Genomic DNA, 25,162 nt, shown 5'->3' with positions numbered 1-25,162 from the left:
CGCGACCTCGCGCCGCTCTCCCTTCCGCCTGACTTTGTCCTTCCCGGCGGCTCTCCCCGACAACACCGGCAACCGGGGAGGCCGCCGCTCACTCCATCCATCGACAGGAGCTTGACATGGCACGCAACATCGAAATCAAAGCCCGCGCCCAGCATTTCGACGAATTGCGCGAGCGCGCCGCGCAGCTCGCGCCTCAGGCGCCGCTGATCTTCCGCCAGCAGGATTTTTTCTACGATGTGCCGCGCGGCCGCCTGAAGCTGCGTCAGTTCGACGACGGCACGCCGGCCGAGCTGATCTTCTATCAGCGCGACGACCGCGACGGTCCGAAGGCGTCGTATTACACGCGCAGTCCGGTGACGAATCCCGAAGCGATGCATGCGCTGCTTGCGACCGCCTTGACCACCCGCGGCATCGTCTCGAAGGAACGGCACGTGTATCTGATCGGGCGCACGCGGATCCATCTGGATCGCGTCGACGGTCTCGGCGATTTCGTCGAACTCGAAGTGGTGCTCGCGCAGGACGACGACGAAGAAGGCGGACACGCCGAAGCGCACGCGATGTTCAAGAGCCTCGGCGTGTCCGAAGCGGATCTGGTGCCGGTCGCCTATGTCGATCTGCTCAATGCCGAAGAAGAGCCAAAGGCGGCGGCATAAAGCTCCCGTCTACGCAGGAGCCGCGCCCAAGCCTGCGCGGCTCCCTCTTTCCACGAGCCGGCACGGCCGGCAACCTCGTCAGTCCCTCAACCCGCCGCCGCCCCCGGCGCCAGATGCCCCAACGGCAACGGCCCATTGCGCTTGAATGTGGTCAGCACGATATTCGAACGCACGCTATCGACGCCCGGCACGCGCATCAGCTTCTTCATCACGAAGGTCGACAGGTAGTTCAGATCCGGCGCGACGATGCGCAGCAAATAGTCGGCATCGCCGACGACCGCGTGACATTCGAGCACTTCGGGCAGTACGTCGATTTGTTGCTGAAACTGCTCGATGATCGAATCGCCGTGATGCTTCAGCTTCAGGCTCGTGAAAGCGGTGACGCCGAGCCCGAGCTTTTCGGGCCGCAGCACGACGCGATAGCCATCCACCACACCGACCTGCTCCAGCCGCTGCAAGCGCCGTCCGATCTGCGACGGCGACAGCGGCACCTGCTCGGCCAGTTGCTGATGCGTGGCGCGCCCGAAGCGCTGCAGCACGTCGAGCAGCGCGAGATCGAAGTGATCGAGTTCCAGCATACCTAATTCCCGCATTAAACGGCCATTTTATACACGATAATTGCGTACTGTGGCCATACTCCGCGAATATTGCTCAAGAAACAGTTCGACGCCTGTCTCGAAGCGCGCGCCGACTCGACGATCGCCCAGCCGCGCGAACGCTACGGTGCAGTCGGTGATGCGGTCCGGCGACAGCTCTACGCGCGACCTTGCTCAAAGGCCGCGGCTGCGATGAATTCCTCGCGGGGGTCGAGCGCATCGGCCTGCCGTCCCACCGGGTGCCGTGCTTCGCCGACGTCAACGCAAAGCTCACGCCGCCGCCTGCGTTCGCGATTTGTCCGGCCATGTGCCGCTGCTGATTAACCCGATGTTCGCCGACTACATGCACGCGTACGGCCACACCGCGCTGGCGGCCCATCACGCGGGCGCACTACCGCTACTCGCGCGGCTTTATTGGCACACAGTGGAGTTCGGGCTGATCCGCGATGCCGCAAATTGGAACGGCGTGAAAGGGCAATGCAGGCAATTCCCTAGGTAAACCTTCAGTTCTACAGGCTATTATTAAGTTGAACGTAAGCTTCCCACGCCTGCCGTGCAATCGGGTCGAAACGATCCAGTGATAGCGACTTCCGACGCTGTACAATCAGCAGCGCATATGGCTTGGAGAGCGCGCTTGCCTCCTTGCACAGAACGAGTTCGTCGCCGCTCGAAGGTGAGCGGGCCCGCCAGAAGTTGATCGCGGCTTCCAGTTCGTGAATGCTTATCTCGGACATGACTTCGTGACGGCTGGCAAGGTGCTACGGGACGGCCCGACAGCGGCTTTGCGGCGCGTTTTCCACCGCTTCTCGCGCTGCCTGTGCAGCAGGCGCCCCGGCGAACCACTTGCCCAAACGCCTAAACCCATTGTACTTGAGCGAAATCCATGCGACTCCTTCTGATCGAAGATGACCGCCCCATCGCACGCGGCATCCAAAGCAGTCTCGAACAAGCCGGCTTCACTGTCGACATGGTCCATGACGGCATCTTTGCCGAGCAGGCCCTCACGCAAAACCGCCACGAACTCGTGATTCTCGATCTGGGTCTGCCGGGCATCGACGGCATGACGCTGCTGTCGCGTTTCCGCCAGAGCAATCGTCACACGCCGGTGATCATCCTGACCGCGCGCGACGAACTGAACGATCGCGTCCAAGGCCTGAACTCGGGCGCCGACGACTATATGCTGAAGCCGTTCGAACCCGCCGAGCTCGAAGCGCGCATTCGCGCGGTGATGCGCCGCAGCGGTCCGCACGGCGACATGCCGCGTCCGGAGGTGTCGCTCGGTGGCGTGCGCCTGTCGGGCGTAGATCGCCGCATCTTCAACGACGACAAGCCGCTCGAGTTGTCGCCGCGCGAATTCGCGGTGCTCGAAATGCTGCTGCTGCGTCATGGCCGCGTGGTCAGCAAGGCGCAACTTCAGGATCACCTCACGCACTTCGGCGGCGATCTCGGCGATACCGCGATCGAAGTCTACGTGCACCGCGTGCGCAAGAAGCTCGAGAACTGCCGTGTCGAAATCGTCACCGTGCGTGGCTTCGGCTACCTGTTGCAGGAAATTCGCCAGGCCGCATGATCGTCGTGAAGGCCGCGCATCGAGTCGCGGCCTGACGGCGCCGGACCGGCGCCGCGCCGCGGCTGTGCCCGCCGCGCGCCGAGCCGGCATCCCGACTGTCTCTGGGCGCTTCGCGTCGTTGCCACCGCAGTTGTCACTATCCCGCGCATACGATCATGCACCAGCCGGCCGCCGCCAATAGTCTGCGCCGCACGCTGCTGCGGCGCCTCGCTGCTCCCCTGTCGCTGCTCGCGCTGATGAGCGGTCTGATCGCTTACTGGCTCGCCTGGCAGTACACGCAGCACGTGGTCGACCGCTCGCTCGCGGACCTCGCGACCGCAATTTCCAAACAGATTCAGATTGCCGGACCGGACGCGCCCGTCACGGTGCCGCCGCTCGCGCAGGCGATGTTCTCCGACCCGGTCGAACAACTGGTCTACCGGATCAGCACCGGCGATACCGAGATTGCCGGCGACGACAAACTCCCGCTGCAGGGCACCAACGTGCGCCGCATGCATTACGCGTACGTGTTCGAGACGCAGCACGAAGGCGTGACCGTGCGCGTCGCGCAGGTGCGGGTCGATCAGCCGAGCGGCAATCCGATCGTCGTCGAAGTGGGCCAGCCCGTGCATCATCGCTTCCGCATCGCAGCCGAGTTCCTCGTCGCGATCATGATGCCGCTATTGCTGCTGCTGCTGGCCGGCTGGGTGATCGTCTGGCGCGTCGTCAATCAGCAGCTCAATCCGCTGACTGCGCTCGCCGATTCGCTGAACCGGCAGACCCACACGTCGCTCGAACCGGTCGACGAAACCTATGTGCCGGTCGAGATCCGTCCGCTGACGGGCGCGCTGAACGCGCTCCTCGATCGTTTGAAAGCCGCCCTCGATGCCCAACGCAAATTCATCGCCGATGCCGCCCATCAGTTGCGCACGCCGCTCACCGCGGTGAAGCTGCATGCGGAGCAGGCGGCCGTCGCGCGCGATCCGCAGCAGACGCTCGCGGCCGTTCGCGAGCTGCGCGCGGCGGCCGATCGCGCGGTGCGGCTGTCGAATCAGCTACTGTCGCTCGCGCGCGCCGAGCCGGGCGAGCAGGCCGCCCGCTTCGTCAATGTCGACATGGCCGCGCTCGCATTCGACACCGGCGCCGAGTGGGTGCCGCGCGCGCTGCGGGTGCACGTGGATCTCGGCTTCCAGCGCCTCGACGATCCGTCGAACGGTGATCCGTTGATGGTGCGCGGCAGCCCGGTGCTGCTGCATGAGGTGATCGCGAACCTGCTCGACAACGCGCTGAAGTATGTGCCGCCCGCGCGCGCCGACGGTGCGCGTATCACGGTGACGGTTTCGCAGACCTTGATCGACGATCTGCGCATGGCCGAGATCGTCGTCGAAGACAACGGGCCGGGCGTGCCGCGTTCGCAGCAGGCGGATCTGTTCAAGCGGTTTTTCCGGGGCGACGGACAGGCCGACGCGGGCGTCGACAGCGGCGCGGGTCTCGGCCTCGCCATCGTCCACGACATCATGGTGCTGCATCATGGCAGCGTCCATTACGAGGATGCGCCGGAGGGAGGCGCACGCTTTATCGTGAGAATTCCGTTGTTGCCGCGTGGCGGGTCCGCCGATGCTGCCACCAGCCACGATGCGAACGCGCGGCACGCCACAAAAAAACCGGCGCACTCGGCGCCGGTATAGCGATTTGAGTGGCCCGCGCTCGCGAGCCGCGCCTCATTTCTTCTTCGATTTCTTCGCCGGCGTGCCGGACTTCTCCGGCTTGCCGCCGCGCTTGCCCTTCTGCGGCGGCGCCAGCATCGTGCCGCGGCACTTGCGCGCGCCGCAGCGGCATTCGTATTCCTTTTTCAGCTTCTTTGTCTGGCGCGCGTCGATCACGAGCCCGTAGTCGTAAAAGACTTCCTCGCCTTCGGCGATATCGCGCAGCGCATGCACATACACGTGCCCGTCGATTTCCTCGGCCTCGCAGTTCGGTGCGCACGAATGGTTGATCCAGCGCGCACTGTTGCCGTTCACCTTGCCGTCGATGACCTTGCCGTTATCCAGCGCGAAATAAAACGTGTGGTTCGGTTCGGCCGGATTATGCGGATGACGGCGCAACGCTTCTTTCCAGCTAATCCGCTCGCCCTTGTATTCGATCAGCCGCTCCCCTGCCGCAATCGGCTCGAGAGCAAACACGCCTTTGCCGTGCACACCCGAACGGCGCACGGCGATCCTGCGTGAATTCATTGAATGAATCCTTGTGAAGAACTGGGGAATGAGGTCTGGTTATCGTCAGGCGCGTCTAGCGCGCGGCAATTTCTGACGCAAATAACAAACGCGGCGCCCTGCAAGCGCCGCGTCGACTTGCGACGCGCATTGCGCCACAACCGGCATCCTACACGCTGTCGACGGCTTCCTTCAACCGTCAGCCGCTGCGTTCGTTCAACGTGCCACGGGCGTCACCGTTGACCGAACGAAATCTCGCCGAACAGCGCTTTCTGATCGCGCGGCTGCGAACGCCAGTACTGCGGTGGCGCTTCGACCGTCGCGCCGAGTTGCGCGGCGGCATGCCACGGCCAGCGCGGGTTATAGAGCAACCCGCGAGCTAGCGCGATCAGATCGGCATCGCCCGCTTCGATCAGCTGCTCGGCGTGCAGCGGATCGGTGATGAGTCCAACGCCGATCGTCGTCAGACCGGTTGCGTGTTTGACCGCCTTCGCGAAGGGGATCTGATAGCCCGGTTCGAGGGGGATTTTCTGCAACGGCGACACGCCTCCCGACGACACGTCGATCCAGTCGCAGCCGCGCTTTTCCAGCTCGTGCGCAAACGCGATCGTATCTTCGAGCGTCCAGCCGCCTTCGACCCAGTCAGTCGCCGACACGCGCACGCCGACCGGTTTGTCGGCAGGGAACGCGGCACGCACGATGTCGAAGATTTCGAGCGGAAAACGCATGCGATTTTCGCGCGAGCCGCCGTAGTCGTCGGTGCGCTGATTCGCGATCGGCGACAGGAACTGATGCAGCAGATAGCCGTGCGCGGCATGCACTTCGAGCGCATCGACGCCGAGACGCGCGGCGCGCCGCGCGGATGCGGCGAACGCCTCGCGAATCCGCTTCAGGCCGGCGACATCGAGCGCAAGCGGCGGCTCCTCGCCCGCTTTGTGCGGCAAGGACGACGGCGCATGCGGGAGCCACCCGCCCTGCGACACCGGAATCAGCTGGCCGCCTTCCCACGGCACATGGCTCGACGCCTTGCGGCCCGCGTGCGCCAGTTGCATCGTCACGCTGATATGCGAATGCTTGCGGATCGCGGCCAGCACCGGCACGAGCGCCTCTTCGGTCGCGTCGTCCCACAAGCCGAGATCGCCCGGCGTGATGCGGCCATCCGGCTCGACTGCGGTTGCTTCGATGCACAGCATGCCCGCGCCGGACAGCGCGAGACTGCCGAGGTGAATCATGTGCCACGCGACCGCTTCACCGCGTTCCGCGGAGTACTGGCACATCGGGGAGACGACGATACGATTGGGAAGCGTCACGCTACGCAGCGTGAGCGGAGAGAAAAGCGCGCTCATGGATTACGTCCAATGAAAGCCCGAGAGCGATCGAGCATAGCACTGCAAGCGGATTGCTGCATGAACGTGGCGGCGGACCGGACGCCAACGAGGCCATTCGGCTAGCCGGTCAGATTTTCGGTTCGACCTGATCGAGCCATTCGCCGAACATGCGGCACGCGGCGGCTTCGAGCGCAGGGCCGTATCGAGCGGTGTCGGCGCGCAACCGACGCGCGTCGATGCCGCGGCCGGCTAGTTCGTTCGCATTCCCAATCAGCCAGGGCTCGAACCGGTCGGCCCGGATCTCGGGATGACACTGCAAGCACAGCACATGATCGCCCCATGCGAAGGCCTGATTCTCGCAGGCCGGAGTCGATGCGAGACGGGTCGCGTTGGCGGGCAGATCGAAGGTATCTCCATGCCAATGCAGCATCGACGTATGAGCGCCATCCAGATGGCGTAGCGGCGAGACCCGGCCGGCATCGGTCAGCGTGAGCGGCGTCCAGCCGAGTTCGGCCTGAGCCGCCGGATAGACGCGCTCACCGAGCGCCCGCGCGATCAGTTGTGCGCCGAGGCAGATGCCGAGCGTAGGCAGACCGGCGGCGATGCGTTTTTCGATCAACGACAGCAACGGCTTGAGCGTGGGATATAGCGCTTCGTCAGTGGCGCTGAGCGGGCCGCCGAGCACGACCACTAGCGACGCGGCAACCGGATTGGGCGCCTCGATACGGGCGACGCCCACATCGAGATAACGGACGGGACGCCCGCGCTCGCCGAGCACGAGCTCGAGACTGCCCAGATCCTCGAAGTGCACATGGCGAATCGCCAGTACTTCCCGGTTCATCGGCTTGCCCCATCTTCAGGTTAACTAACGACCGGCCCCCAACGCCCCGACCCTTGCACGGCGCCGGCCGGCAGACAGGCGGCGCCTGCCGCCCGCCGCTGCCGGCCAAACCATGTTAGCGGATTGCCCCGCAAGGCGCCGCGTTACTGGGCGAAGATCTTCCAGGTCTTCTTTTGAGTGGCGACGTCAGCGGTTTCGTGCACGGAGCAGTCGAGACGCAGATCGGTGTCCGCCATGTTCAGGTCGAGCAGCGCGCAATGATGCGGCGTTTTCTTTGGATTCTTGCTCGGCTGGAGATGCGTGCAGCTCAGGCACATGCGATGCGAGGGGATCGTATTTTGCGCTTCGAGCTGATAGATGGTCTTGAGCAGCGTGCGATAGAACACGGCCTGCTCCTCGTCGCGCAGCGTACCGACCGCCTTGCTCAGGAAGTCCGGCCATTGCGCCGCACGTTTGGCGGCGGTGCGGCCACGCGAGGTCAGGCGTACCGCGAGCGCGCGACCGTCGTCGAGCGCGCGACGCTTTTCGACGAGGCCCTTGGTTTCGAGCGTGCTCACCGCATCGCTGGTGGTCGCGGCGGTCAGCGCCGTTTCACGCGCGATTTCGCCGAGACGCATCGGCCCCTTGCGTTGCATCAACAGCACGAGAATTTCGCCCTGGGTCGGCGTCAGGCCTGCGCCTTCCGCCCATTCCCAAGCCTGGCTTCGCATCGCCGTGCTCAATCGCAAGAGGCTGTGGGTCACTCGCCCGGTTGCCTGTTCTCCGTATACGCCTTCGCTCATAATCTTCGATTCGTTTATTTACTGTTCGGGTGCAATGCCGGCGACTGCCTGCCGGTATACGCCCGTTGCGTGTGTGTGGTGGCTTCTCCCAACCGCGGATGAAGCCGTTTTTGCTATCTATCTCAAAAATATACCGCCTCGGGGGCTCGAGGCGGCGAAAAACGACATTCTATGCGAGAGCTGCAAATCGTACAGCTAACTTATCCAACGGGGGCTGTGGATAAGCCGGGGAAAACCTTTGGACAGCCTGTGCACCGTTTCGCAACAAGCACTTGCAGCAAGTTGAACGATTCCTCGGTTCTTCCCGCCGGGCTTGGCCGACAGTGATTTCGCGAGCCCAGTTATCATTTCGCCAGCGCGTTGACTTTGCAAGAAATTATTCAGTTGTCCACAGACTTTAACAAGCCTGCTTACGAATACTACGCTTGTATACGTAAAGTTTCGAAAAACCTGAAGGGCTCGGCGCGCGAAAAATCATAAAAAAATTCTTACGAAAAAAAACCCGCGCGTGGCGGGTTTCGTCGAAACGTGGCGTACATGGCGCACGCAAACGGTTTACGTGCAGTCCTCGTGACTACGCACGCCACTGCAAACACTGCTGCCGCACCGCTTCGTGCAAAGACTTTTCCTGCGCAAATACGCTGCGAAGCCACGTCGCGTCATTGACCTGGCCGCGCGCGATCGCGCCGACTTCGGCCAGCGCATTGACCGAACCGAGCGCTTGCGCGTGCGGTGCGATCCGATCGAGCGTTTCGAGGATGTCCTCGGAAATCGTCTTGCGTTCCCCGGTTTGCGGATTGATGCAGGTGCCGCCGAGTCCGAAGCGGCACGCCTCGAACCGGTTGAAGGTATAGACCAGATAGTCGTCTTCCTGAGGCGTGATCGGCTTATCGAGCAGCAGATGACGCGCGAGCGTCTGGATGTAGCAGGCAATAGCCGCGGCGCGATCCACCGAAAAGGGCGTGTCCATCACCCGTACTTCGATCGTGCCGAAGCCAGGCTTCGGCCGAATGTCCCAATAGAAATCCTTCATGCTGTTGACCACGCCCGTGTGGACCATCTTCGAGAAATACTCCTCGAAGCTGTCCCACGTCAGCACGAACGGCGCGCGGCCCGACAGCGGAAACGCGAATACGGAATTGAGCCGTGCCGAATGAAACCCGGTATCCACCCCCTGTACGAAAGGCGATGACGCGGACAGGGCAATGAAATGCGGGATGAAACGCGACATCGAATGCAGCAGATAGAGCGCGCTGTTCGGATTCGGGCACCCGATGTGCACATGCTGGCCGAACACGGTGAACTGCTTGGCGAGATAGCCGTACAGCTCGGAAAGATACTGAAAGCGCGGCGTATCGACGATCTGCCGCTCACTCCATTGCTGGAAGGGATGGGTGCCGCCGCCGCACAGGCCGACGTTCAGATGGTCGGCCGCGGACACCAGCGTGTCGCGAATCTTGCGCAGATCGGCGACCGCCTGCTCGTGCGACGTGCAGATGCCGGTCGACAGCTCGATCATGCTTTCGGTGATCTCCGGCGTGATATTGCCGGGGATTTTTTCATCCTTGATGAGGCGCAGCAGGTCCGTGCCGGCTTTGGTCAGATCATAGTCGTGCGTATTGACGATCTGCATTTCGAGTTCGATACCGAACGTGAACGGTTTCGAATCGATGAAGGGTTCGAGTGACATAGCGTCCCCTGGATCAGGTCGTTTGAAGCGAAGGTGTTGAAAACGGGTTCGTGAAACGCGCGAATCAACCAGACGCGCGTTTCACGCTTACGCCTCGCGCCGTTCGGCGACGAGCGCAAGGCTGCGATAAACGAGCCACGGCCCGAGAATCTGCAGCACAAATATCGAACACATGACGATCGCGCGCAGTTGCGGATCGAAATTCGGATACAGGTTGTACGTATCGTCGACGAGCAGATACGCAAGCGCCGACATGGGTGACAACGACAGCCCGAGCGCGACGCCCTGCTTCCAGTTCAGGCCGCTCGGCTTCGCGAACGCCAGCACACCGGCCAGCTTCGCGACGAGCCGCGCAACAATCAGGCCCAGCGCCGCCACTCCGCCCAACGCGATGTGCTTCCACTCGAACGACGTGAGCGTCAGCACGAACAGGATAACCGTCAGTAGCCAGCCGGCCGTGCCGAAATGCTGCGGCCACAACTGCGGCCGCGCTTCGTGATTCTTCACGATGATGCCCGCGGCGAGCAGCGCGAGAATCGTGGACAGCTTGAACAGATGCGCGATCGCGATGGCGAGCAGCACGAGCCCGAACAGCGCGACGAACGAATGCTCGTCGTGCATGTTAAGGCGCCGATAAAAGAACGTGCAGGTGCGCGCAAGCAGGTACGCGAGAACGAGCGAGCCGACCAGCAGATACACCGGCTGTAGGATGGTCGCCAACACGTTGCCGTAAACCTCCTGATGCAGCCAGCTCGACACGAGCTTTTCAATTACGACCGCATACATGCTATTCAGCGCGGTCAAGGTCAGAAGACGCTGCGTGACCTGGCCTTCGGCGCGCAGCTCCGTTTTGAGCTGGATCATCATCGCCGGGGATGTCGCCATCGCGATCGCGGCGAGTACGGTCGCGACCATCAACGGCACGCGCAGAAACAGAAGCACCGGCAGTACCAGCACGAAAGTCAGCGTGGCCTCGGCGACGCTCGACAGGATCAGCCATGGGTTACGGCGAATCCAGCGCAGATCCAGCCGGCTGCCCAGTTCGAACAGCAACAGGCCGAGCGCGACGTCGAGCAGCGGCCGCGCGGCGCTCGCGGCTTCCGCATCGATCACGCCAAAGCCGGCAGCGCCGGCCACGAGGCCGATCACCGCATAGCCGGAAATACGCGGTAGACGCCACGCGCGATAGCAGAGCTCACCGCACAGACCGGCGGCAAGCAACGCAAGACCTGCCCAGAAAATGGCATCGGGTGATAGCGGCCACGCTGGCAGAAACGAAAACGCCGAATTCATCGTAATGGGTTCTCCTTGGCAGCAACGGCAGACGACACGAACCGACGCAGACGCACGCCGTGGCACGAGCGAACCGAAAGCGCTCGTAGTCGCAAGCGCTTCGCGAAGTCAGCGTTGCGAGGTTTCAATGATCGGATGATCGGAATGCGCCGCGGCCGCAACGAACCGCACAGAGTCCGGCACATTCACGGATGCGGCTGGTGCGACAGGCACGGTGAAGGAACGTCGTCGACTTCGGATCAGATTCTGTTTGACCGGCACCGTTCCATTGCTGCGCTTGCCCTCAGATGCGGTGGCACGACGCGGAAAAGAACGGGGATTGTGCCACAGCTTTTTCCACATTGATCGAAAAGACGCTAACTCGCTGGCAAAACGGTAAATAAGTACCTTATTTTCGCGATGAACGGAAAAAGCGACCTCTTTTCGACATACCGGCCGGTTTTGACTGCGTCGCGAAGAGCGGACTCGAGCGCCAGTGTTATCACGGCATGTGTCGTTTCTTTTGCGTTAACCGCTCGCCCGTTAAAAGGCGTCCAGGTTTACGTGAGGCGATGGCAGATTTGATTACGCGAATTCGAGCGGAATTCAGCTAGTCCGATAGGCGGGGCGCTAGCCCCCGGCTTTGCTGTTTACTGGTTTACCGTATGTATACGTAGTAACAGTTAACAAGATGCCTCTGTTGCTGTGGATAACTCACGTTTACGGAAATAAATCAGCAGGTTGCAGACCGCACAACCGCATGCACAGCATGTGCGGCAGCCGCCGGTATACGCGAGCAACTTTTCGCGCTTTTCCGCGACGTTCGAGTTACCCCGTTTACGTCCACAACGGTTCCACACGACTTGCGCCGGTTAACTGCGCAGTTTTCCACAGGTTGCGGTGGATAAGCTGGAACGCCGGTTAACGGGGCCTAGCCGGTGGCCGGCGCCGATCTGTCCGACGCACCGGTTAACTTCGAAATAATCGGAGCCGGTTAACTGAGCGTTCCCTGCCGCAACGCACGCAGCAAAAAGCGCGCAGGGTCGATGTCTTCGGCGAGATCGCGTTCGAGCGGCCACGGCTCGCCTTCGATTTGCGATGCAATGAGCTCAGCCCCGAGCGCGGCCCACACCAGCCCGCGAGAACCATAGGCGAATGCGCCGTACAGTCCGTCGACGCGTGGCAGATCGAGCGGCCATGCGCCGCGCAGGCGTGCGGCGTCACGCGAAGCCGCGCCTTCGTCGGCGAGCTGGCCGATCATCGGCATGCGGTCGGAGGTCACGCAACGAAACGCCACGCGACCTGCGAGCGCGGTCAGCGGCGCGGCATCGAGTGCGCTTGCGAACGCGGGAAGCATCTGCGCGACGCGCTCGATATTTTCGCGATGACCGTCGGCACGCAGTGTCGTGTCGGTGTCATCGAGTTCATAGGTAGCGCCCGTCAGCGTGACGCCGTTCGCGAGCGGCACCGCGTAGCCCTCGCCGATCACGGGCAACGCGAGCGGCGCGACGCTTCCCTCCGGCAACAAGCTCAACTGTCCGCGAATGCTGCGCGTCGGCGCATATCGCAAGCCGGCGATGCGCGCAGCTTCATGTGCACCCGCGACGATGACGACCGGTGCACGCGCGAGCGCAGTGCCCGCGGTATCGAAGACGGTCCACTGATCGCCGCAGCGTTCGAGGCGCGCGACGTCGACGCCGAAGCGTCGTTCGAGCAGCCCGCCTGCCGCGGCGAGCTGCGCCGCGCACAGCGAGGCCGGCTCGATCCAGCCGCCGCGCGGAAAGAACCAGCCGCCACGCGCGAGCGGCATGCCGGCGAGTTGCGCGGCATCGGCCGCGCTGACGGGCGTCACATAGTCGGAGGGATAGCGGAATGTAGCGATCGCGTCGCTGATCGCGCTCGCTTCGTCATCGTCCGCGGCGATCTGCAGCAAGCCGCGATCGCCCCGCGTGAGCCGGTGCCCTGCCCGTTCGAGCGCGGCCCAGCGATTGAGCGCGTACAGGAAGCCCGCGCGCGTGACGCGCGACGCGACGCTGTCGTCGCGCGAGATCATCGGGTGGAAGACGCCGGCCGGATTGCCGGACGCGTCCTGTGCCACCGACGCATGACGCTCGAGTGAAGTCACGCGCCAACCTCGTGCCGCGAGCCGTTCGATCACCGCGCAGCCAGCCAGCCCCGCTCCGATCACCACCGCATGTCGCGCATCGTGCGCGAACGGCGCGGGTGGCTCATGACGGCGCACGCGCCAGCGCGGCGCGAAGCGGCCGACCAGCATCGCGCGTTTCCAGCCGAAGCCGTCGACCTTCCGATACTCGAAGCCGCATTGCGTCAGCGCACGTTTGACGTCGCCCGCGCTGCTGTAAGTGGCGAAGGTCGCATCATCGCCCGCGACGCGTGCGAGCGACTTGAATATCGCCGGGCTCCACAGCTCCGGATTTTTGGCCGGCGCGAAGCCATCCAGATAAAACGCGTCGGCACGCAGCCGCAACGCGGGCAGGCTTTCGACCGCATCGGCGAAGATCAGCGTCAGCACGACTCGGCCGCCTTCGAATTCGAGCCGGTGCGTGCCGGGCACGAGCATCGGCCATGCGGTAGCGAGCGCGTCCGCGAGTTCGGTGATTAGCGGATCGGAGATCGTGATCGCGAGGACGCGGCGCAGATCGGCCGCGCTAAACGGATGCTTCTCGGCCGACACGAAATGCAGCCGCTCGCAGCGTGCGGGATCAGCGCGCCACGCAGCCCACGTCGCAAGAAAGTTGATGCCGATGCCGAAGCCGGTTTCAAGCACGGTGAACGTGCGACGGCGCTGCCATCGTTCGGGCAATTCGTTGCCACGCAGAAAGACGTGGTGAGCTTGCTCGAGCGCGCCGACGGCGCTGTGATAGATGTCGTCGTAGAGCGGTGAAAAGGGGCTGCCGTTGGGGCGAAAAGCGAGGACGGCGGGGATCAGCGGATCGGTCATGCGCGAGAAAAAACACGCTCAAAAAGGACGCCCGAAAGAGCAGGTTCGATGGTCAAAGTCGGTGCGTCCGGCGCGCGACATGGCCAAAAAGACCCATCGGAACACGTCCGGGCGCTTTGCTGCGTTGGAAAAAACCAACGCCAAGCCCCGCCAGGACTGGGTTTCAGCACTCGTTTAGGGGGTGCGCAGGGGCAAAATTCCGGTTTCCATGCGCGAACGGCCCGAGAACCGCGCATTTCTTCGAAACCCTTATCCTGATTGGGTTTGCGCTGCGCTATCATAGCAAGCGCCGCGAAGGGAGCGGCAGCACGGCCGCCGGATGGGGCTTCTGTCCGGCGCGAGAGATCTTCACGATCAGGACCGCAGCTGCTCGACGGCGCGGTGCGCGCACGTATAATCGGCGCGGTCGCGCTGTTCGTATCAACCTAAACTCAGAAAGGAACCTTAATGAACAAACAGGAACTGATCGATGCTGTCGCAGGACAGACGGGCGCCAGCAAAGCTCAAACCGGTGAAACGCTGGACACGTTGCTTGAAGTGATCAAGAAGTCTGTGTCGAAGGGTGAGGCTGTCCAGTTGATCGGCTTCGGTAGCTTTGGTTCGGGCAAGCGCGCAGCGCGTACGGGTCGCAATCCGAAGACCGGCGAAACTATCAAGATTCCGGCCGCCAAGACCGTCAAGTTCACGGCAGGCAAGGCGTTCAAGGACGCCGTCAACAAGCGTTAAGCAGATTACTGTCGGGTAGTCGATACCCGCGAGAAACCCGCCAACGGCGGGTTTTTTTTCGTCCGCGCGGTGTGCTTCAAACGCGGCGTGAGCTTCGCTCAGTCGTGACGATGCGCGGTCTCGCCGTGGACATGTGCGCCATGCTCGCAGTCGTCGCCGGGTCCGTGATGATGGTGATGGCGGCCGTGATCATGGTCGTGATCGTGATCGTCGTCATCGAAGTCCCACGCCGGGAACGGATCGGGAAACTGCTGCCAGGCTTGTGGCCCGAGCGCGTATTCGTCGTCGGTGAGCAGACAGGCGTCGAACCTCGCGCGCCAGATCGCGGGATCGATATCGACGCCAATCAGCACCAGTTCCTGACGACGATCGCCGATGCTCAGATCGTCCGGTGCGCCGTACCAGTCCGCGGCGATTTCGGCGGCCAGCTCGTCGTCGCCTTCCGGCCATTCGCTGCGGTCCTGAGCAGCCCACCACATGCCCGCCGGACCGTGCCGGCAAGCGCCACCCGCCTGCGATAGCGAGCCGCCGATATCGTTGCGGGTCGCGAGCCAGAAGAAACCCTTGCTGCGCAGCACACCCTTCCACTCCTGATGCAGCAAATCCCAAAGCCGCTGCGGATGAAAGGGCCGCCGCGCGCGATAGACGAAATCGCCGACGCCGTATTCGTCGGCTTCGCTGTGATGCGTGTGGCCGTGCTGAGCACCGTGTTCGTGCTGATGTTCGTCCTCGAGCGCCGCGAGCCAGCCCGCCGCGTTCGACGCTGCGTCGAAATCGAAGCGCCCGGTGTTCAGCACCTGGTCGAGCGGCACGTCGGCGAAGCGGCTCACGAGCTGCACCGCGCGCGGGTTCAGGCGCGCGAGGATGCGCTGCAAACGTGCGAGTTCGTCGGCGCCCACGAGATCCACCTTGTTCACGACAAGCACGTCACAAAACTCGATCTGCTCGATCAGCAATTCGACGATCGTTCTGTCGTCGTCTTCGGTGACCGCAATGCCGCGCTCGGCGAGCGCGTCGGCCGACGCATAGTCGCGCAGGAAGTTGAACGCATCGACGAGCGTGACCATCGTGTCGAGCCGCGCGACGTAGGCAAGTGACGCGCCGTCGTTGCCGTCGCCGAACATCAAGGTCTCGGCGATCTGCAACGGCTCGATGACGCCGGCCGACTCGATCACGAACGCGTCAAAGCGCTTTTCGCCGGCGAGGCGATGGATCTCGTTCGGTAACCCGTCGTGCCGCGCGCGGCAGATGATGCAGCCGTTCGTGAGCTCGACGTTCTGGTCGCCGACACGCGGCGGCTCGGCAGGAGTGCGCACGAGCGCCGGGTCGATATTGACGGTGGTGGGATCCTCGACGATCACCGCGACGCGCAAGCCGGCGCGATTCGCGAGGATACGGTTCAGGAGCGTGGTCTTGCCCGCGCCCAGAAAACCGGAGAGCACGGTGATGGGCAATAGCGGCTGGTTCATCGCGGTACGGAATACGGGAAGATTGGAAGGCGTGCCGGGGCGGGAGGCCATGTCCGTCGGCCCTGCGACGGCGCGGCGGCAGCATGAAGCCGCATTGTGCATCAAAACGGGCGCGGCCCGTGCGAGCCGCAGCGTGAGAAGTAGCTTACTGCGCGGGCATCAACTTCCAGCTGCGTAATATCGCGACGATCTGCTGGGCGTACTTGTCCCGCAACGCCGGTGTCTCCGAGTGGTATGCACCGACCGCCTGCCAGGTATTGCCGTACTTGTTCATCTGGTGGCGCAGATGCCATGCCGCGATATAAACGTTCTTGCACGGCTCCATCAGCGTGCCCTGCGAGATCCCGTACTGCGCGAGCACCGGCAGATGCACCGAGTTGATCTGCATCACGCCGTAGTCGGTCGAGCCATTCGCATTCTTGTGCTGGGCATCCGGCCGGTTATGCGACTCCTGCCAGGCGATTGCCCGTAAAACCAGCGGATTGACCTTCTGATACTTCGCTGCTTCGTCGAAGCAGTCGGCGCGCGCGGAGGCGGTTGCGGCAAACAGCGCGAGCGTAGCGGCGACGGTGACGAGCGGACGTTTCATCGGTCAAGACGACTAAATAAGCTCGAGGTAAGGATCGGTAAGGCAGTTTGCCGGCCGCGGTCCGGCCGCAATAGCAAGCTGGCCGGGCGTTTGTGCAGCATCGGGGAAAACCCGCGTCAGCGAACACAGAACAGCGAGTCGAACGGCTCGTATCATACCGGCAGTCCGATCATCGTCAAGTTGGCTAACCGACATAAGACCGCAGAAACCCGGTTGATGTCGGGCGCGCACGGTGCCGGTTCGCTTTCATTTCAATAACGGCCGAGGCGATCTTTAGCGGATTCGCATAAGTCGCGCGTTTTGTTTCAAATCCGACATGAAAAGCTGTTACTGTTCGTTTTTTTCGGACGTCGGGGCGCCTGAGTTGCAAGCGAAGTTTGCTGTTAAGGCGGGCTCACAGGCCGACTGGGCGGCGGTTTGCTGCCAGGTCCGCGTCGCATGACCGTCGGTGGCAGAGGCTGCCGGCATCGATATCACATCCCATGAGAAGAAATTGTATGGCTTTGCGTCGCGTTGCAACGGCGCTGCTGGTGGCTGGACTGATCACCGCGCAAACAGCACAGGCAGAGGTGACACTGAACTTCGTCAATGCCGACATCGATCAGGTCGCGAAAGCGATCGGCGCTGCAACCGGCAAGACGATCATCGTCGATCCGCGGGTGAAGGGACAACTGAACCTCGTGTCCGAAAACGCAGTGCCCGAGGATCAGGCGCTCAAGACCTTGCAGTCCGCGCTGCGCATGCAGGGCTTCGCGCTCGTACAGGATCACGGTGTACTGAAAGTGGTGCCCGAGGCCGACGCCAAGCTGCAAGGCGTGCCGACCTATGTCGGCAACGCGCCGACCGCGCGCGGCGACCAGGTCGTCACGCAGGTCTTCACACTAAAGAACGAATCGGCCAACAATCTGCTGCCGGTGCTGCGTCCGCTGATCTCGCCGAACAATACCGTCGCGGCCTACCCTGCCAACAATACGATCGTCGTTACCGATTACGCCGACAACGTTCGGCGCATCGCGCAAATCATCGCGGGCATCGACAGCGCTGCGGGCCAGGCGGTTGCGGTCGTGCCGCTGAAGAACGCGAACGCGATCGACATCGCGCAACAGATGAACAAGATGCTCGACCCGGGCGCGATCGGCAGCACCGATGCGACGCTGAAGGTGTCGATCTCCTCTGATGCGCGCACCAACTCGCTGCTGATGCGCGCGTCGAACACCGCGCGTCTCGCGGCGGCGAAGGAACTCGCGAAGCAGCTCGACGTGCCGACCACGATGCCCGGCAACATTCACGTCGTGCCGCTGCGCAACGCGGACGCGACGAAGCTCGCGCGCACATTGCGCGCGATGCTCGGGAAGGGCGCCGGTGGCGAAGGTGCTTCACAAGCTGGCGCGAACGAGGCCAACTCCTTCAACCAGAACACGGGCGGTGGGGGCGGCAGCAGCACGTCGACGGGCGTCGCCGGCACGGCCCCGTTGCCGTCGGGTGGTCTCGGCAGCAGTTCACTGGGTACGTCGCCGATGGGCGGCGGCTACGGTTCGGGCAAGGAGTCCGGCGGCTTCCTCGGTGGCGAGAAGGAGAAGGGCACCGAGGACCAGGGCGGCGGCATGATCACCGCCGACGCGGCGACCAACTCGCTGATCGTCACGGCGCCCGAGGCGGTGTACCGTAATTTGCGCGCCGTGATCGACCAGCTCGATGCGCGTCGCGCGCAGGTGTATATCGAGGCACTGATCGTCGAGCTGAATTCGAATACGAGCGGCAACCTTGGCATTCAGTGGCAGATCGCGAACGGTAACCTGTTTGCCGGCACCAACCTGGCGACTGGCTCGGGCAACAGCATCATCAACCTGACGGCCGCGGCTGCGCAGGCCACCAGCACCGGCGGCCTCGCGACCGCATTGGGCGCGAGCGCCCTGCAACAGGGCCTGAACGTCGGCTGGATTCACAACATCTTCGGCGTGCAGGGTCTCGGCGCGCTGCTGCAGGCGCTGTCGCAGACCGCCGATGCGAACGTGCTGTCCACGCCGAACCTGATCACGCTCGACAACGAAGAAGCGAAGATCATCGTCGGTACCAACGTGCCGATCCAGACCGGCTCGTACTCGAACCTGACGAGCAGCACGACGAGTACGGCCTTCAACACGTTCGACCGCGTCGACATCGGTCTGACGCTGCACGTGAAGCCGCAAATTACCGATGGCGGCATTCTGAAGCTGCAGCTCTACACGGAAGACTCGGCGATCGTGAACGGCACGAACAACGCGGCGACCAACCCGCAGGGTCCGGAATTCACGAAGCGTTCGATCCAGTCGACCGTGCTGTGCGATAACGGCGAGATCATCGTGCTCGGCGGCCTGATGCAGGACAATTATCAGGTCAGCAACAGCAAGGTGCCGCTGCTTGGCGACATTCCCTGGTTGGGCCAGCTGTTCCGCTCCGAGCAGAAGACGCGCGACAAGACCAACCTGATGGTCTTCCTGCGCCCGGTGATCCTCGCCGACCGCGAAACCACGCAGGCCGTCTCGGCGAACCGTTACGACTACATCCAGGGTGTGCAGGGTGCGTACCGTTCGGACAATAGAGTCATGAAGGATCGCGACGATCCAGTCGTGCCGCCGATGCCGGTCGGCCCGAGCCAGGGTGGGGTGCCGGCGATGAACCTGTTCGACCTGAATCAGATGCGCCGCCAGCAGCAGGCACCGCAACAGGTTCCTCAACAGGTTCCTCAACAAGTACCGCCGCAGGCCGCGCCGCAAGCCGCCGTGCAGCCCATGACGCAACCCGTCCCGCAACCTGCCGTCGTCGATCCGGCAAGCGGCGTGGCGCCGAGCACGGTGTCGCCGGGAGTGCATCCGTGACGCTGACGCCCGCGCAAACCGCGCAACCGCAACGTCCGCTGGAGGGCGACGCCGCCGGCGAGCGCGCGGCGCCGTCGCCGCTGGCCGCCCGGCTCGTGCCGTATGGCTTTGCGCGCAGCGGCCAGATTCTGGTCGCGCATCAGCATGGCGACGGCCTCGAAGTCTGGATCAGCGAGCGCACGAGCGAAGCCGCGCTTGCCGAAGTCGCGCGCAATTACGGCGCGTTGTCGGTCGTGCGCTTGCCCGCCGACGAGCTCGCGCAGGCGATCAACCAGGCGTATGCGCGCCAGGACGGCAGCGCCGCGCAGGTAGTCGGAGAAGTGGAAGGCGAAGTCGATCTGTCGCGTCTGATGCAGGACATCCCCGAGGTCGAGGATCTGCTCGAGTCGGAAGACGACGCGCCGATCATCCGCATGATCAATGCGCTGCTCACGCAAGCGGCGCGCGAGCAGGCGTCCGACATCCACATCGAGCCGTTCGAGAATGCGTCCGTGGTGCGCTTTCGCGTCGACGGCACGCTGCGTGACGTGGTGCGGCCGAAAAAAGCGCTGCACGGCGCGCTGATCTCGCGGATCAAGATCATGGCGCAACTCGACATCGCGGAAAAGCGTTTGCCGCAGGACGGCCGCATCACGCTGCGCGTCGGCGGCCGCCCGGTCGACGTGCGCGTATCGACGCTGCCGACCGGTCACGGCGAGCGCGCGGTGCTGCGTCTGCTCGAAAAAGACGCGACGCGTCTCAATCTCGAAGCGCTCGGCATGGCGTCCGACACGCTCGCCCAGTTCGACAAGCTGATCGGCAAGCCGCACGGCATCGTGCTCGTGACCGGCCCGACCGGGTCCGGCAAGACCACGACGCTGTATGCGTCGATGTCGCGACTGGAGACGGCGACCACCAACATCATGACGGTGGAAGATCCGATCGAATACGACCTGTCCGGCATCGGCCAGACCCAGGTCAACGAGCGGATCGGCATGAGCTTCGCACGCGCGTTGCGCTCGATTCTGCGTCAGGACCCCGACATCATCATGATCGGTGAAATCCGCGACCTCGAAACCGCGCAGATCGCGGTGCAGGCATCGCTGACCGGCCACCTGGTGCTCGCGACGCTGCACACGAACGATGCGGCATCCGCCGTCACGCGTCTGACCGACATGGGCGTCGAGCCGTATCTGCTGGCGTCGTCGCTGCTCGGCGTGCTCGCGCAGCGGCTGGTGCGGCGCCTGTGCCCGGTGTGCCGGGAAGAGCGCACCGAAGAGGACGGCAGCAAGCGCTGGCATCCGGTCGGCTGCGACCGTTGCGGCCAGTCCGGTTATGCGGGACGGCGCGGCGTCTACGAGCTGCTGCTGATCGACGAAACGATCCGCTCGCTGATCCACCGTAACGCGGCCGATGCCGAGATTCTCGAAGCCGGCCGTGCGCAGGGCATGCGCACACTGCGCGAGGATTCGGAGCGCTGGCTCGACTCGGGACTGACGTCGCTCGAAGAAGTGATTCGCGTAACGGGCGGAGCATAAGCCCATGCCGGCATTTCGTTTTGAAGCGATCGACGCGGCGGGCAAGCCACAAAAAGGCGTGCTCGACGCCGACAGCGCGCGCGGCGCGCGCACGAGCCTGCGTTCGCAGGGACTCACTCCGCTCGTCGTCGAACCAGCGGCATCGCGCACGCGCGGCGAGCGTAACCGGCGGCTCGCGCTCGGGCGTCGTCTGTCGCAGCGCGAGCAGGCCATTCTGACGCGGCAGCTCGCCAGTCTGCTGATCGCGGGCTTGCCGCTCGACGAAGCGCTCGCGGTGCTGACCGAGCAGTCGGAGCGCGACTACATCCGTGAGCTGATGGCGGCGATTCGGGCCGAAGTGCTCGGCGGTCATTCGCTTGCCAACGCGCTGCAGCAGCATCCGAAGGATTTCCCCGAGATCTACCGGGCGCTCGTCGCGGCCGGCGAGCACACGGGCAAGCTCGGTCTGGTGCTGTCGCGGCTCGCCGACTATATCGAGCAGCGCAACGCGCTGAAGCAGAAGATCGTGCTGGCGTTTACGTATCCGACGATCGTCACGTTCATCGCGTTCGGCATCGTCACGTTCCTTTTGAGCTATGTGGTGCCGCAGGTCGTCAACGTGTTCGCGAGCACGAAACAGCAACTGCCGTTTCTGACGATCGTGATGATGGCGCTCTCCGGCTTCGTGCGGCACTGGTGGTGGGCCATGCTGATCGGCGTGCTCGTGGCCGTCTACCTGGTGCGCGCGACGCTCAGGCAACCGGCGCCGCGTCTCGCGTTCGACCGTTGGCTGCTCACCGCGCCGCTGATCGGCAAGCTCGTGCGCGGCTATAACACCGTGCGCTTCGCGAGCACGCTCGGCATTCTGACCGCGGCGGGCGTGCCGATTCTGCGCGCGTTGCAGGCCGCGGCCGAAACGCTCAGCAACAACGCGATGCGCGAGAACATCGACGACGCGATCGTGCGGGTGCGCGAAGGCACGTCGCTGTCGCGCGCGCTCGGCAACACGAAGACGTTTCCGCCGGTGCTCGTGCACCTGATCCGCTCGGGCGAAGCGACCGGCGACGTGACGACGATGCTCGATCGCGCGGCCGACGGCGAAGCGCGCGAACTGGAGCGTCGCACGATGTTCCTGACGAGCCTGCTCGAACCGCTGCTGATCCTGGCGATGGGGGGCGTGGTGCTCGTGATCGTGCTCGCGGTGATGCTGCCGATCATCGAGCTGAACAACCTCGTGCAGTAGCGGCAGCGCGAGGAAGGAACAGAAAGGATCGCGCGGCGTACCGCATCAGCCGCGCAATCGTTTCGGATTTCAGCGCACGTAGATGGTAGGACTGCCGGCGTTGGCGGGCAGGAAGATTTCGGAGTGGGCGCCGTTGCGGTCGATGATGATCGAGCGGGCGCGAACTTCGGAGAGTTTGGTGCCTTGCATGAGCGTGCTGCCAAGCGACACCGCGTGCGGCGGCTCGCCGCCGACGCTGACGATCGCCGCGGCGCCTTCGCGCAACGAGAGGATGCCGAAGAGATGGATGTCCTGATTGACGTTGCGCGTGAGCTGCCCGCCGAACAGCGTCGCGGCCTGGTCGGTCGAGACCTGCGCATGCGCGGCGGCGGCCGGCAACGGCGCACCCGACATCGTGGTGAGGGTGATGACCCAGTAGGTCAGCGTCGCACAGAAAGCGGCGAACACCGCGAGCGACAGGAGGCGGATCTGGATGGCGTTCATGCGCACATTGTACGGACTATTGTGAAAATTGCGGTGGGTTGAAGCCCTCCAACTGCATGACATTAAAATGACCGGCCCGGCGTGTTCAATCTGACGGCCGGGTCAAAAAATTCACCTGAAAAGAGGTAGCAAGCTATGCAACTGTCGACCATTCGCCGCGCTGACAACGCGGGTTCGCGCAGCCGTCGTCAGCGCGGTTTCACGCTGATCGAAATCATGGTCGTGATCGCGATTCTCGGCATTCTCGCCGCGCTGATCGTGCCGAAGATCATGAGCCGTCCGGACGAAGCGCGGCGCGTCGCCGCGAAGCAGGATATCGGCACCGTGATGCAGGCGCTGAAGCTCTATCGGCTCGACAACGGCCGCTATCCGACCCAGGAACAGGGCCTGCGCGCGCTGATCGAAAAGCCCTCCACCGACCCGGTACCGAACAACTGGAAGGAGGGCGGTTACCTCGAGCGTCTGCCGAACGATCCGTGGGGCAATCCGTACCAGTACCTGAATCCGGGCGTGCATGGCGAGATCGACGTGTTCAGCTACGGCGCCGACGGCAGACCGGGTGGCGAAGGCAACGATGCCGACGTCGGGTCCTGGCAATAGTTTGGCCGAACCCCAGATTCCCGCCAGCCTCGATGATGTTCATGTACGCGCCCTCCTTGCCACCGGTTTGGCCGCTCGTTTCGCCGGGCGCCCTGCCCGCCGCGCCGCGATTTTCGCGGCGCGTCAAGGCGCGCGTGCTTCACCGATGCAGTGCAGTTTGAATTTTCGTTGATCGTCGATGACCGGCACTATGCGCACGTCCGCTTGCAAGTCCCGCGTGAACACTCCGTGTACGGCTTCGCGGCCGCGCTTGCGCCAACGCCGCAGCCGCGCGGGCGGCTTCACGCTGCTCGAAATGATGGTCGTGCTCGTGATCGCGGGCCTGCTCGTGTCGCTGACCGCGGTGACGATGACGCGTAATCCGCGCACCGACCTGAACGAGCAAGCACAGCGTCTCGCGCTATTGTTCGAATCCGCCGGCGACGAAGCGCAGGTGCGCGCGCGGCCGATCGCGTGGCGGCCGTTCGAGGGCGGCTTCCGTTTCGATCAGCGCACCGAGGACGGCTGGCGCCCGCTGCGCGACGATCTGCTCGGACCGCGTCAGTGGGAAGGCGGTGTAACCGGCGTCGCGATCAGCTACCCGGGCTCGGATTCGCAAACTGATCGCATCGTGTTCGGTACCGAAGCGATCGACGTGCCGGTGGAGGTCACGCTGTTTTCGGCGGCCGGCCAGGCGACGATCGTCGGTACCGGCAATGGCCGCTACGAGGTGCGTTGAGATGCGGATGCGTCGTTACGGCAGGGCCGCGAGCCCGCCTTCCCTTTTCAAGACGCGCTACGGCGTGGGCCGCAAGGTGCACGGTTTCACGATGATCGAGGTGCTGGTCGCGCTTGCCATCATCGCGGTCGCGCTCGCCGCGTCGCTGCGCGCGGTCGGCAGTCTCGCGAGCGGCGAAGCCGATCTGCACCGGCGTCTGCTCGCCGGCTGGAGCGCCGACAACGCGCTCGCGCAACTGCATCTGAAGCATGCATGGCCGGACATCGGCTCGACGAGCTTCGATTGCTCGCAAGGCAATCTGCAACTGCTCTGTACGGAGAATGTGACGGCGACGCCCAATCCGGTGTTTCGCCGTATCGAAGTGATGGTGACGATGCCCGGGCAAACCGGCAATCTCGCCCAGATGGTCACGGTGGTCGCGAATGAAACCAACCGCTCGCTGTGAGCGCCGCGGCCGATACGGCGCGCGCGGCTTCACGCTGATCGAACTGCTGGTCGCCATCGCGATCCTCGCGGTGATCGCCGTGCTGTCGTGGCGCGGGCTCGATCAGATCATCCGTGGCCGCACGACGATCACGAACGCGATGGAGGACGAGCGCGTGTTCGCGCAGCTGTTCGACCAGATGCGCATCGATGCGCGCCAGGCCGCCGGCGACGATTCGGGCGAGCCCGCAATTTCGATCAACGGCAACACGCTGCAGATCGTCAGGCACATGGTGCTGCCGGGCATCGCGCCGCGTCTTCAGGTGGTGCGCTATCAGATCTCGAACGGCCGGGTGGTGCGCTACGCGTCGCCGCCGCTTGGCAACGTCGGCGAGTTGCGACGCGCGCTGCACGGCGGCGACGAAGGCTGGAGCTCGGTGCCGCTGATGGGCGGCGTCGGTTCGATTTCGGCGCGCATGTATGTAGCGAAGCTCGGTTGGACCACACAGATGAACGACGTGCAAACCGCGATGACGGAGGCCATCAACAACCTGAAGGTGCCGCAGCTCGGCAACGCGCCGATGCCGCGCTCGGTGACGGGGCTCGAGGTCAGCATCGGCGCGACCTCGCTCGCGCGGCCGATCACGCGCGTTTTTCTGGTCGGAGAATGA

24 protein-coding genes and 1 pseudogene are annotated in these 25,162 nt (G+C 63.8%); 13 read left to right on the top strand and 12 right to left on the bottom strand.

What is annotated here, in order from left to right; translation table 11 throughout:
* Window positions 1-116: 116 nt before the first annotated feature.
* Window positions 117-653 (top strand): class IV adenylate cyclase, encoded by a 537-nt coding sequence (locus LJ655_RS09475; RefSeq protein WP_230560979.1) that lies wholly within the window; start codon window positions 117-119, stop codon window positions 651-653.
* A gap of 86 nt (window positions 654-739) precedes the next feature.
* On the opposite strand, the gene LJ655_RS09470 is transcribed toward LJ655_RS09475, so the two are convergent.
* Complete coding sequence (locus tag LJ655_RS09470; protein ID WP_008917944.1) at window positions 740-1,231, bottom strand: Lrp/AsnC family transcriptional regulator; 492 nt, start codon at window positions 1,229-1,231, stop codon at window positions 740-742.
* Window positions 1,232-1,297: 66 nt separating this feature from the next.
* Here LJ655_RS09470 and LJ655_RS09465 point away from each other — a divergent pair.
* Window positions 1,298-1,721: pseudogene (locus tag LJ655_RS09465) on the top strand (phenylalanine 4-monooxygenase); the annotation flags it as partial.
* A 37-nt stretch (window positions 1,722-1,758) separates the two neighbouring features.
* On the opposite strand, the gene LJ655_RS09460 reads toward LJ655_RS09465, so the two are convergent.
* Window positions 1,759-1,983: a DUF3717 domain-containing protein gene (locus LJ655_RS09460; protein ID WP_230560978.1), complete on the bottom strand. Its 225-nt coding sequence runs from the start codon at window positions 1,981-1,983 to the stop codon at window positions 1,759-1,761.
* Window positions 1,984-2,132: 149 nt separating this feature from the next.
* On the opposite strand from LJ655_RS09460, the gene LJ655_RS09455 reads away from it, so the two are divergent.
* Complete coding sequence (locus tag LJ655_RS09455; protein ID WP_013090980.1) at window positions 2,133-2,819, top strand: response regulator; 687 nt, start codon at window positions 2,133-2,135, stop codon at window positions 2,817-2,819.
* Between the two features lie 155 nt (window positions 2,820-2,974).
* The gene (locus LJ655_RS09450) at window positions 2,975-4,486 is read left to right on the top strand and encodes a sensor histidine kinase (protein ID WP_230560977.1); all 1,512 of its coding nucleotides are present in this window, start codon (window positions 2,975-2,977) and stop codon (window positions 4,484-4,486) included.
* Window positions 4,487-4,519: 33 nt separating this feature from the next.
* Here LJ655_RS09450 and LJ655_RS09445 read toward each other — a convergent pair whose 3' ends face one another.
* The 7 genes from LJ655_RS09445 to mnmC form a co-directional block, all read right to left on the bottom strand.
* Window positions 4,520-5,032 carry an SET domain-containing protein gene (locus tag LJ655_RS09445; RefSeq protein ID WP_230560976.1) on the bottom strand — a complete coding sequence of 171 codons (513 nt, stop codon included), beginning with the start codon at window positions 5,030-5,032 and terminating at the stop codon, window positions 4,520-4,522.
* Window positions 5,033-5,244: 212 nt separating this feature from the next.
* Window positions 5,245-6,357, bottom strand: a complete 1,113-nt coding sequence (locus LJ655_RS09440) for an NADH:flavin oxidoreductase/NADH oxidase (RefSeq protein WP_230560975.1) — start codon at window positions 6,355-6,357, stop codon at window positions 5,245-5,247.
* Between the two features lie 109 nt (window positions 6,358-6,466).
* Window positions 6,467-7,180, bottom strand: a complete 714-nt coding sequence (locus LJ655_RS09435) for a glutamine amidotransferase (RefSeq protein ID WP_230560974.1) — start codon at window positions 7,178-7,180, stop codon at window positions 6,467-6,469.
* Window positions 7,181-7,323: 143 nt separating this feature from the next.
* Complete coding sequence (locus LJ655_RS09430; protein ID WP_230560973.1) at window positions 7,324-7,962, bottom strand: MarR family winged helix-turn-helix transcriptional regulator; 639 nt, start codon at window positions 7,960-7,962, stop codon at window positions 7,324-7,326.
* 574 nt (window positions 7,963-8,536) lie between these two features.
* The gene (locus LJ655_RS09425) at window positions 8,537-9,652 is read right to left on the bottom strand and encodes a YbdK family carboxylate-amine ligase (protein ID WP_230560972.1); all 1,116 of its coding nucleotides are present in this window, start codon (window positions 9,650-9,652) and stop codon (window positions 8,537-8,539) included.
* An 87-nt stretch (window positions 9,653-9,739) separates the two neighbouring features.
* Window positions 9,740-10,945 (bottom strand): cation:proton antiporter, encoded by a 1,206-nt coding sequence (locus tag LJ655_RS09420; protein WP_230560971.1) that lies wholly within the window; start codon window positions 10,943-10,945, stop codon window positions 9,740-9,742.
* A gap of 973 nt (window positions 10,946-11,918) precedes the next feature.
* Complete coding sequence (mnmC, locus tag LJ655_RS09415; RefSeq protein WP_230560970.1) at window positions 11,919-13,886, bottom strand: bifunctional tRNA (5-methylaminomethyl-2-thiouridine)(34)-methyltransferase MnmC2/FAD-dependent 5-carboxymethylaminomethyl-2-thiouridine(34) oxidoreductase MnmC1; 1,968 nt, start codon at window positions 13,884-13,886, stop codon at window positions 11,919-11,921.
* Here mnmC and LJ655_RS09410 point away from each other — a divergent pair.
* A complete protein-coding gene (locus LJ655_RS09410) occupies window positions 13,885-14,064 on the top strand; it encodes a hypothetical protein (RefSeq protein WP_230560969.1) in 180 nt (59 codons plus the stop codon). The two genes, mnmC and LJ655_RS09410, sit on opposite strands and share 2 nt — an antisense overlap.
* Before the next feature lie 269 nt (window positions 14,065-14,333).
* Window positions 14,334-14,612, top strand: a complete 279-nt coding sequence (locus tag LJ655_RS09405) for an HU family DNA-binding protein (RefSeq protein WP_013090989.1) — start codon at window positions 14,334-14,336, stop codon at window positions 14,610-14,612.
* 98 nt (window positions 14,613-14,710) lie between these two features.
* Here LJ655_RS09405 and LJ655_RS09400 read toward each other — a convergent pair whose 3' ends face one another.
* Both LJ655_RS09400 and LJ655_RS09395 read right to left on the bottom strand, forming a co-directional pair.
* Window positions 14,711-16,081 carry a GTP-binding protein gene (locus tag LJ655_RS09400; RefSeq protein WP_230561100.1) on the bottom strand — a complete coding sequence of 457 codons (1,371 nt, stop codon included), beginning with the start codon at window positions 16,079-16,081 and terminating at the stop codon, window positions 14,711-14,713.
* 145 nt (window positions 16,082-16,226) lie between these two features.
* Window positions 16,227-16,670 carry a lytic transglycosylase domain-containing protein gene (locus LJ655_RS09395; protein ID WP_230560968.1) on the bottom strand — a complete coding sequence of 148 codons (444 nt, stop codon included), beginning with the start codon at window positions 16,668-16,670 and terminating at the stop codon, window positions 16,227-16,229.
* 497 nt (window positions 16,671-17,167) lie between these two features.
* On the opposite strand from LJ655_RS09395, the gene gspD reads away from it, so the two are divergent.
* The 3 genes from gspD to gspF are packed head-to-tail and all read left to right on the top strand — an operon-like array spanning window position 17,168 to window position 22,267.
* Window positions 17,168-19,528 (top strand): type II secretion system secretin GspD, encoded by a 2,361-nt coding sequence (gene gspD / locus LJ655_RS09390; RefSeq protein ID WP_230560967.1) that lies wholly within the window; start codon window positions 17,168-17,170, stop codon window positions 19,526-19,528.
* Window positions 19,529-19,530: 2 nt separating this feature from the next.
* Entirely contained in the window at window positions 19,531-21,045 is a 1,515-nt protein-coding gene (gene gspE / locus LJ655_RS09385) for a type II secretion system ATPase GspE (protein ID WP_425605792.1), read from the top strand.
* 4 nt (window positions 21,046-21,049) lie between these two features.
* Window positions 21,050-22,267 carry a type II secretion system inner membrane protein GspF gene (gene gspF / locus LJ655_RS09380; protein WP_230560966.1) on the top strand — a complete coding sequence of 406 codons (1,218 nt, stop codon included), beginning with the start codon at window positions 21,050-21,052 and terminating at the stop codon, window positions 22,265-22,267.
* A 69-nt stretch (window positions 22,268-22,336) separates the two neighbouring features.
* On the opposite strand, the gene LJ655_RS09375 is transcribed toward gspF, so the two are convergent.
* The gene (locus tag LJ655_RS09375; RefSeq protein ID WP_230560965.1) at window positions 22,337-22,750 is read right to left on the bottom strand and encodes a general secretion pathway protein GspC; all 414 of its coding nucleotides are present in this window, start codon (window positions 22,748-22,750) and stop codon (window positions 22,337-22,339) included.
* A 135-nt stretch (window positions 22,751-22,885) separates the two neighbouring features.
* Here LJ655_RS09375 and gspG point away from each other — a divergent pair, with 135 nt between their 5' ends.
* The 4 genes from gspG to LJ655_RS09355 all read left to right on the top strand — a co-directional run bounded on the left by gspG (window position 22,886) and on the right by LJ655_RS09355 (window position 25,162).
* Window positions 22,886-23,350 (top strand): type II secretion system major pseudopilin GspG, encoded by a 465-nt coding sequence (gene gspG / locus LJ655_RS09370; protein ID WP_230560964.1) that lies wholly within the window; start codon window positions 22,886-22,888, stop codon window positions 23,348-23,350.
* A 178-nt stretch (window positions 23,351-23,528) separates the two neighbouring features.
* The gene (locus tag LJ655_RS09365; protein ID WP_230560963.1) at window positions 23,529-24,068 is read left to right on the top strand and encodes a GspH/FimT family pseudopilin; all 540 of its coding nucleotides are present in this window, start codon (window positions 23,529-23,531) and stop codon (window positions 24,066-24,068) included.
* Between the two features lies 1 nt (window position 24,069).
* Complete coding sequence (gene gspI, locus LJ655_RS09360) at window positions 24,070-24,513, top strand: type II secretion system minor pseudopilin GspI (RefSeq protein WP_425605789.1); 444 nt, start codon at window positions 24,070-24,072, stop codon at window positions 24,511-24,513.
* On the top strand, window positions 24,491-25,162 hold the full coding sequence (locus LJ655_RS09355; RefSeq protein ID WP_230560962.1) for a PulJ/GspJ family protein: 672 nt from the start codon (window positions 24,491-24,493) through the stop codon (window positions 25,160-25,162). The genes gspI and LJ655_RS09355 overlap by 23 nt, the downstream gene beginning before the upstream one ends.

The organism is Paraburkholderia translucens (assembly GCF_020881035.1).
In the GTDB taxonomy this organism is placed as follows: domain Bacteria; phylum Pseudomonadota; class Gammaproteobacteria; order Burkholderiales; family Burkholderiaceae; genus Paraburkholderia; species Paraburkholderia translucens.
The sequence above is the reverse complement of the archived record's forward strand: the minus strand, read 5'-3'. Positions and strand labels throughout refer to the sequence as shown.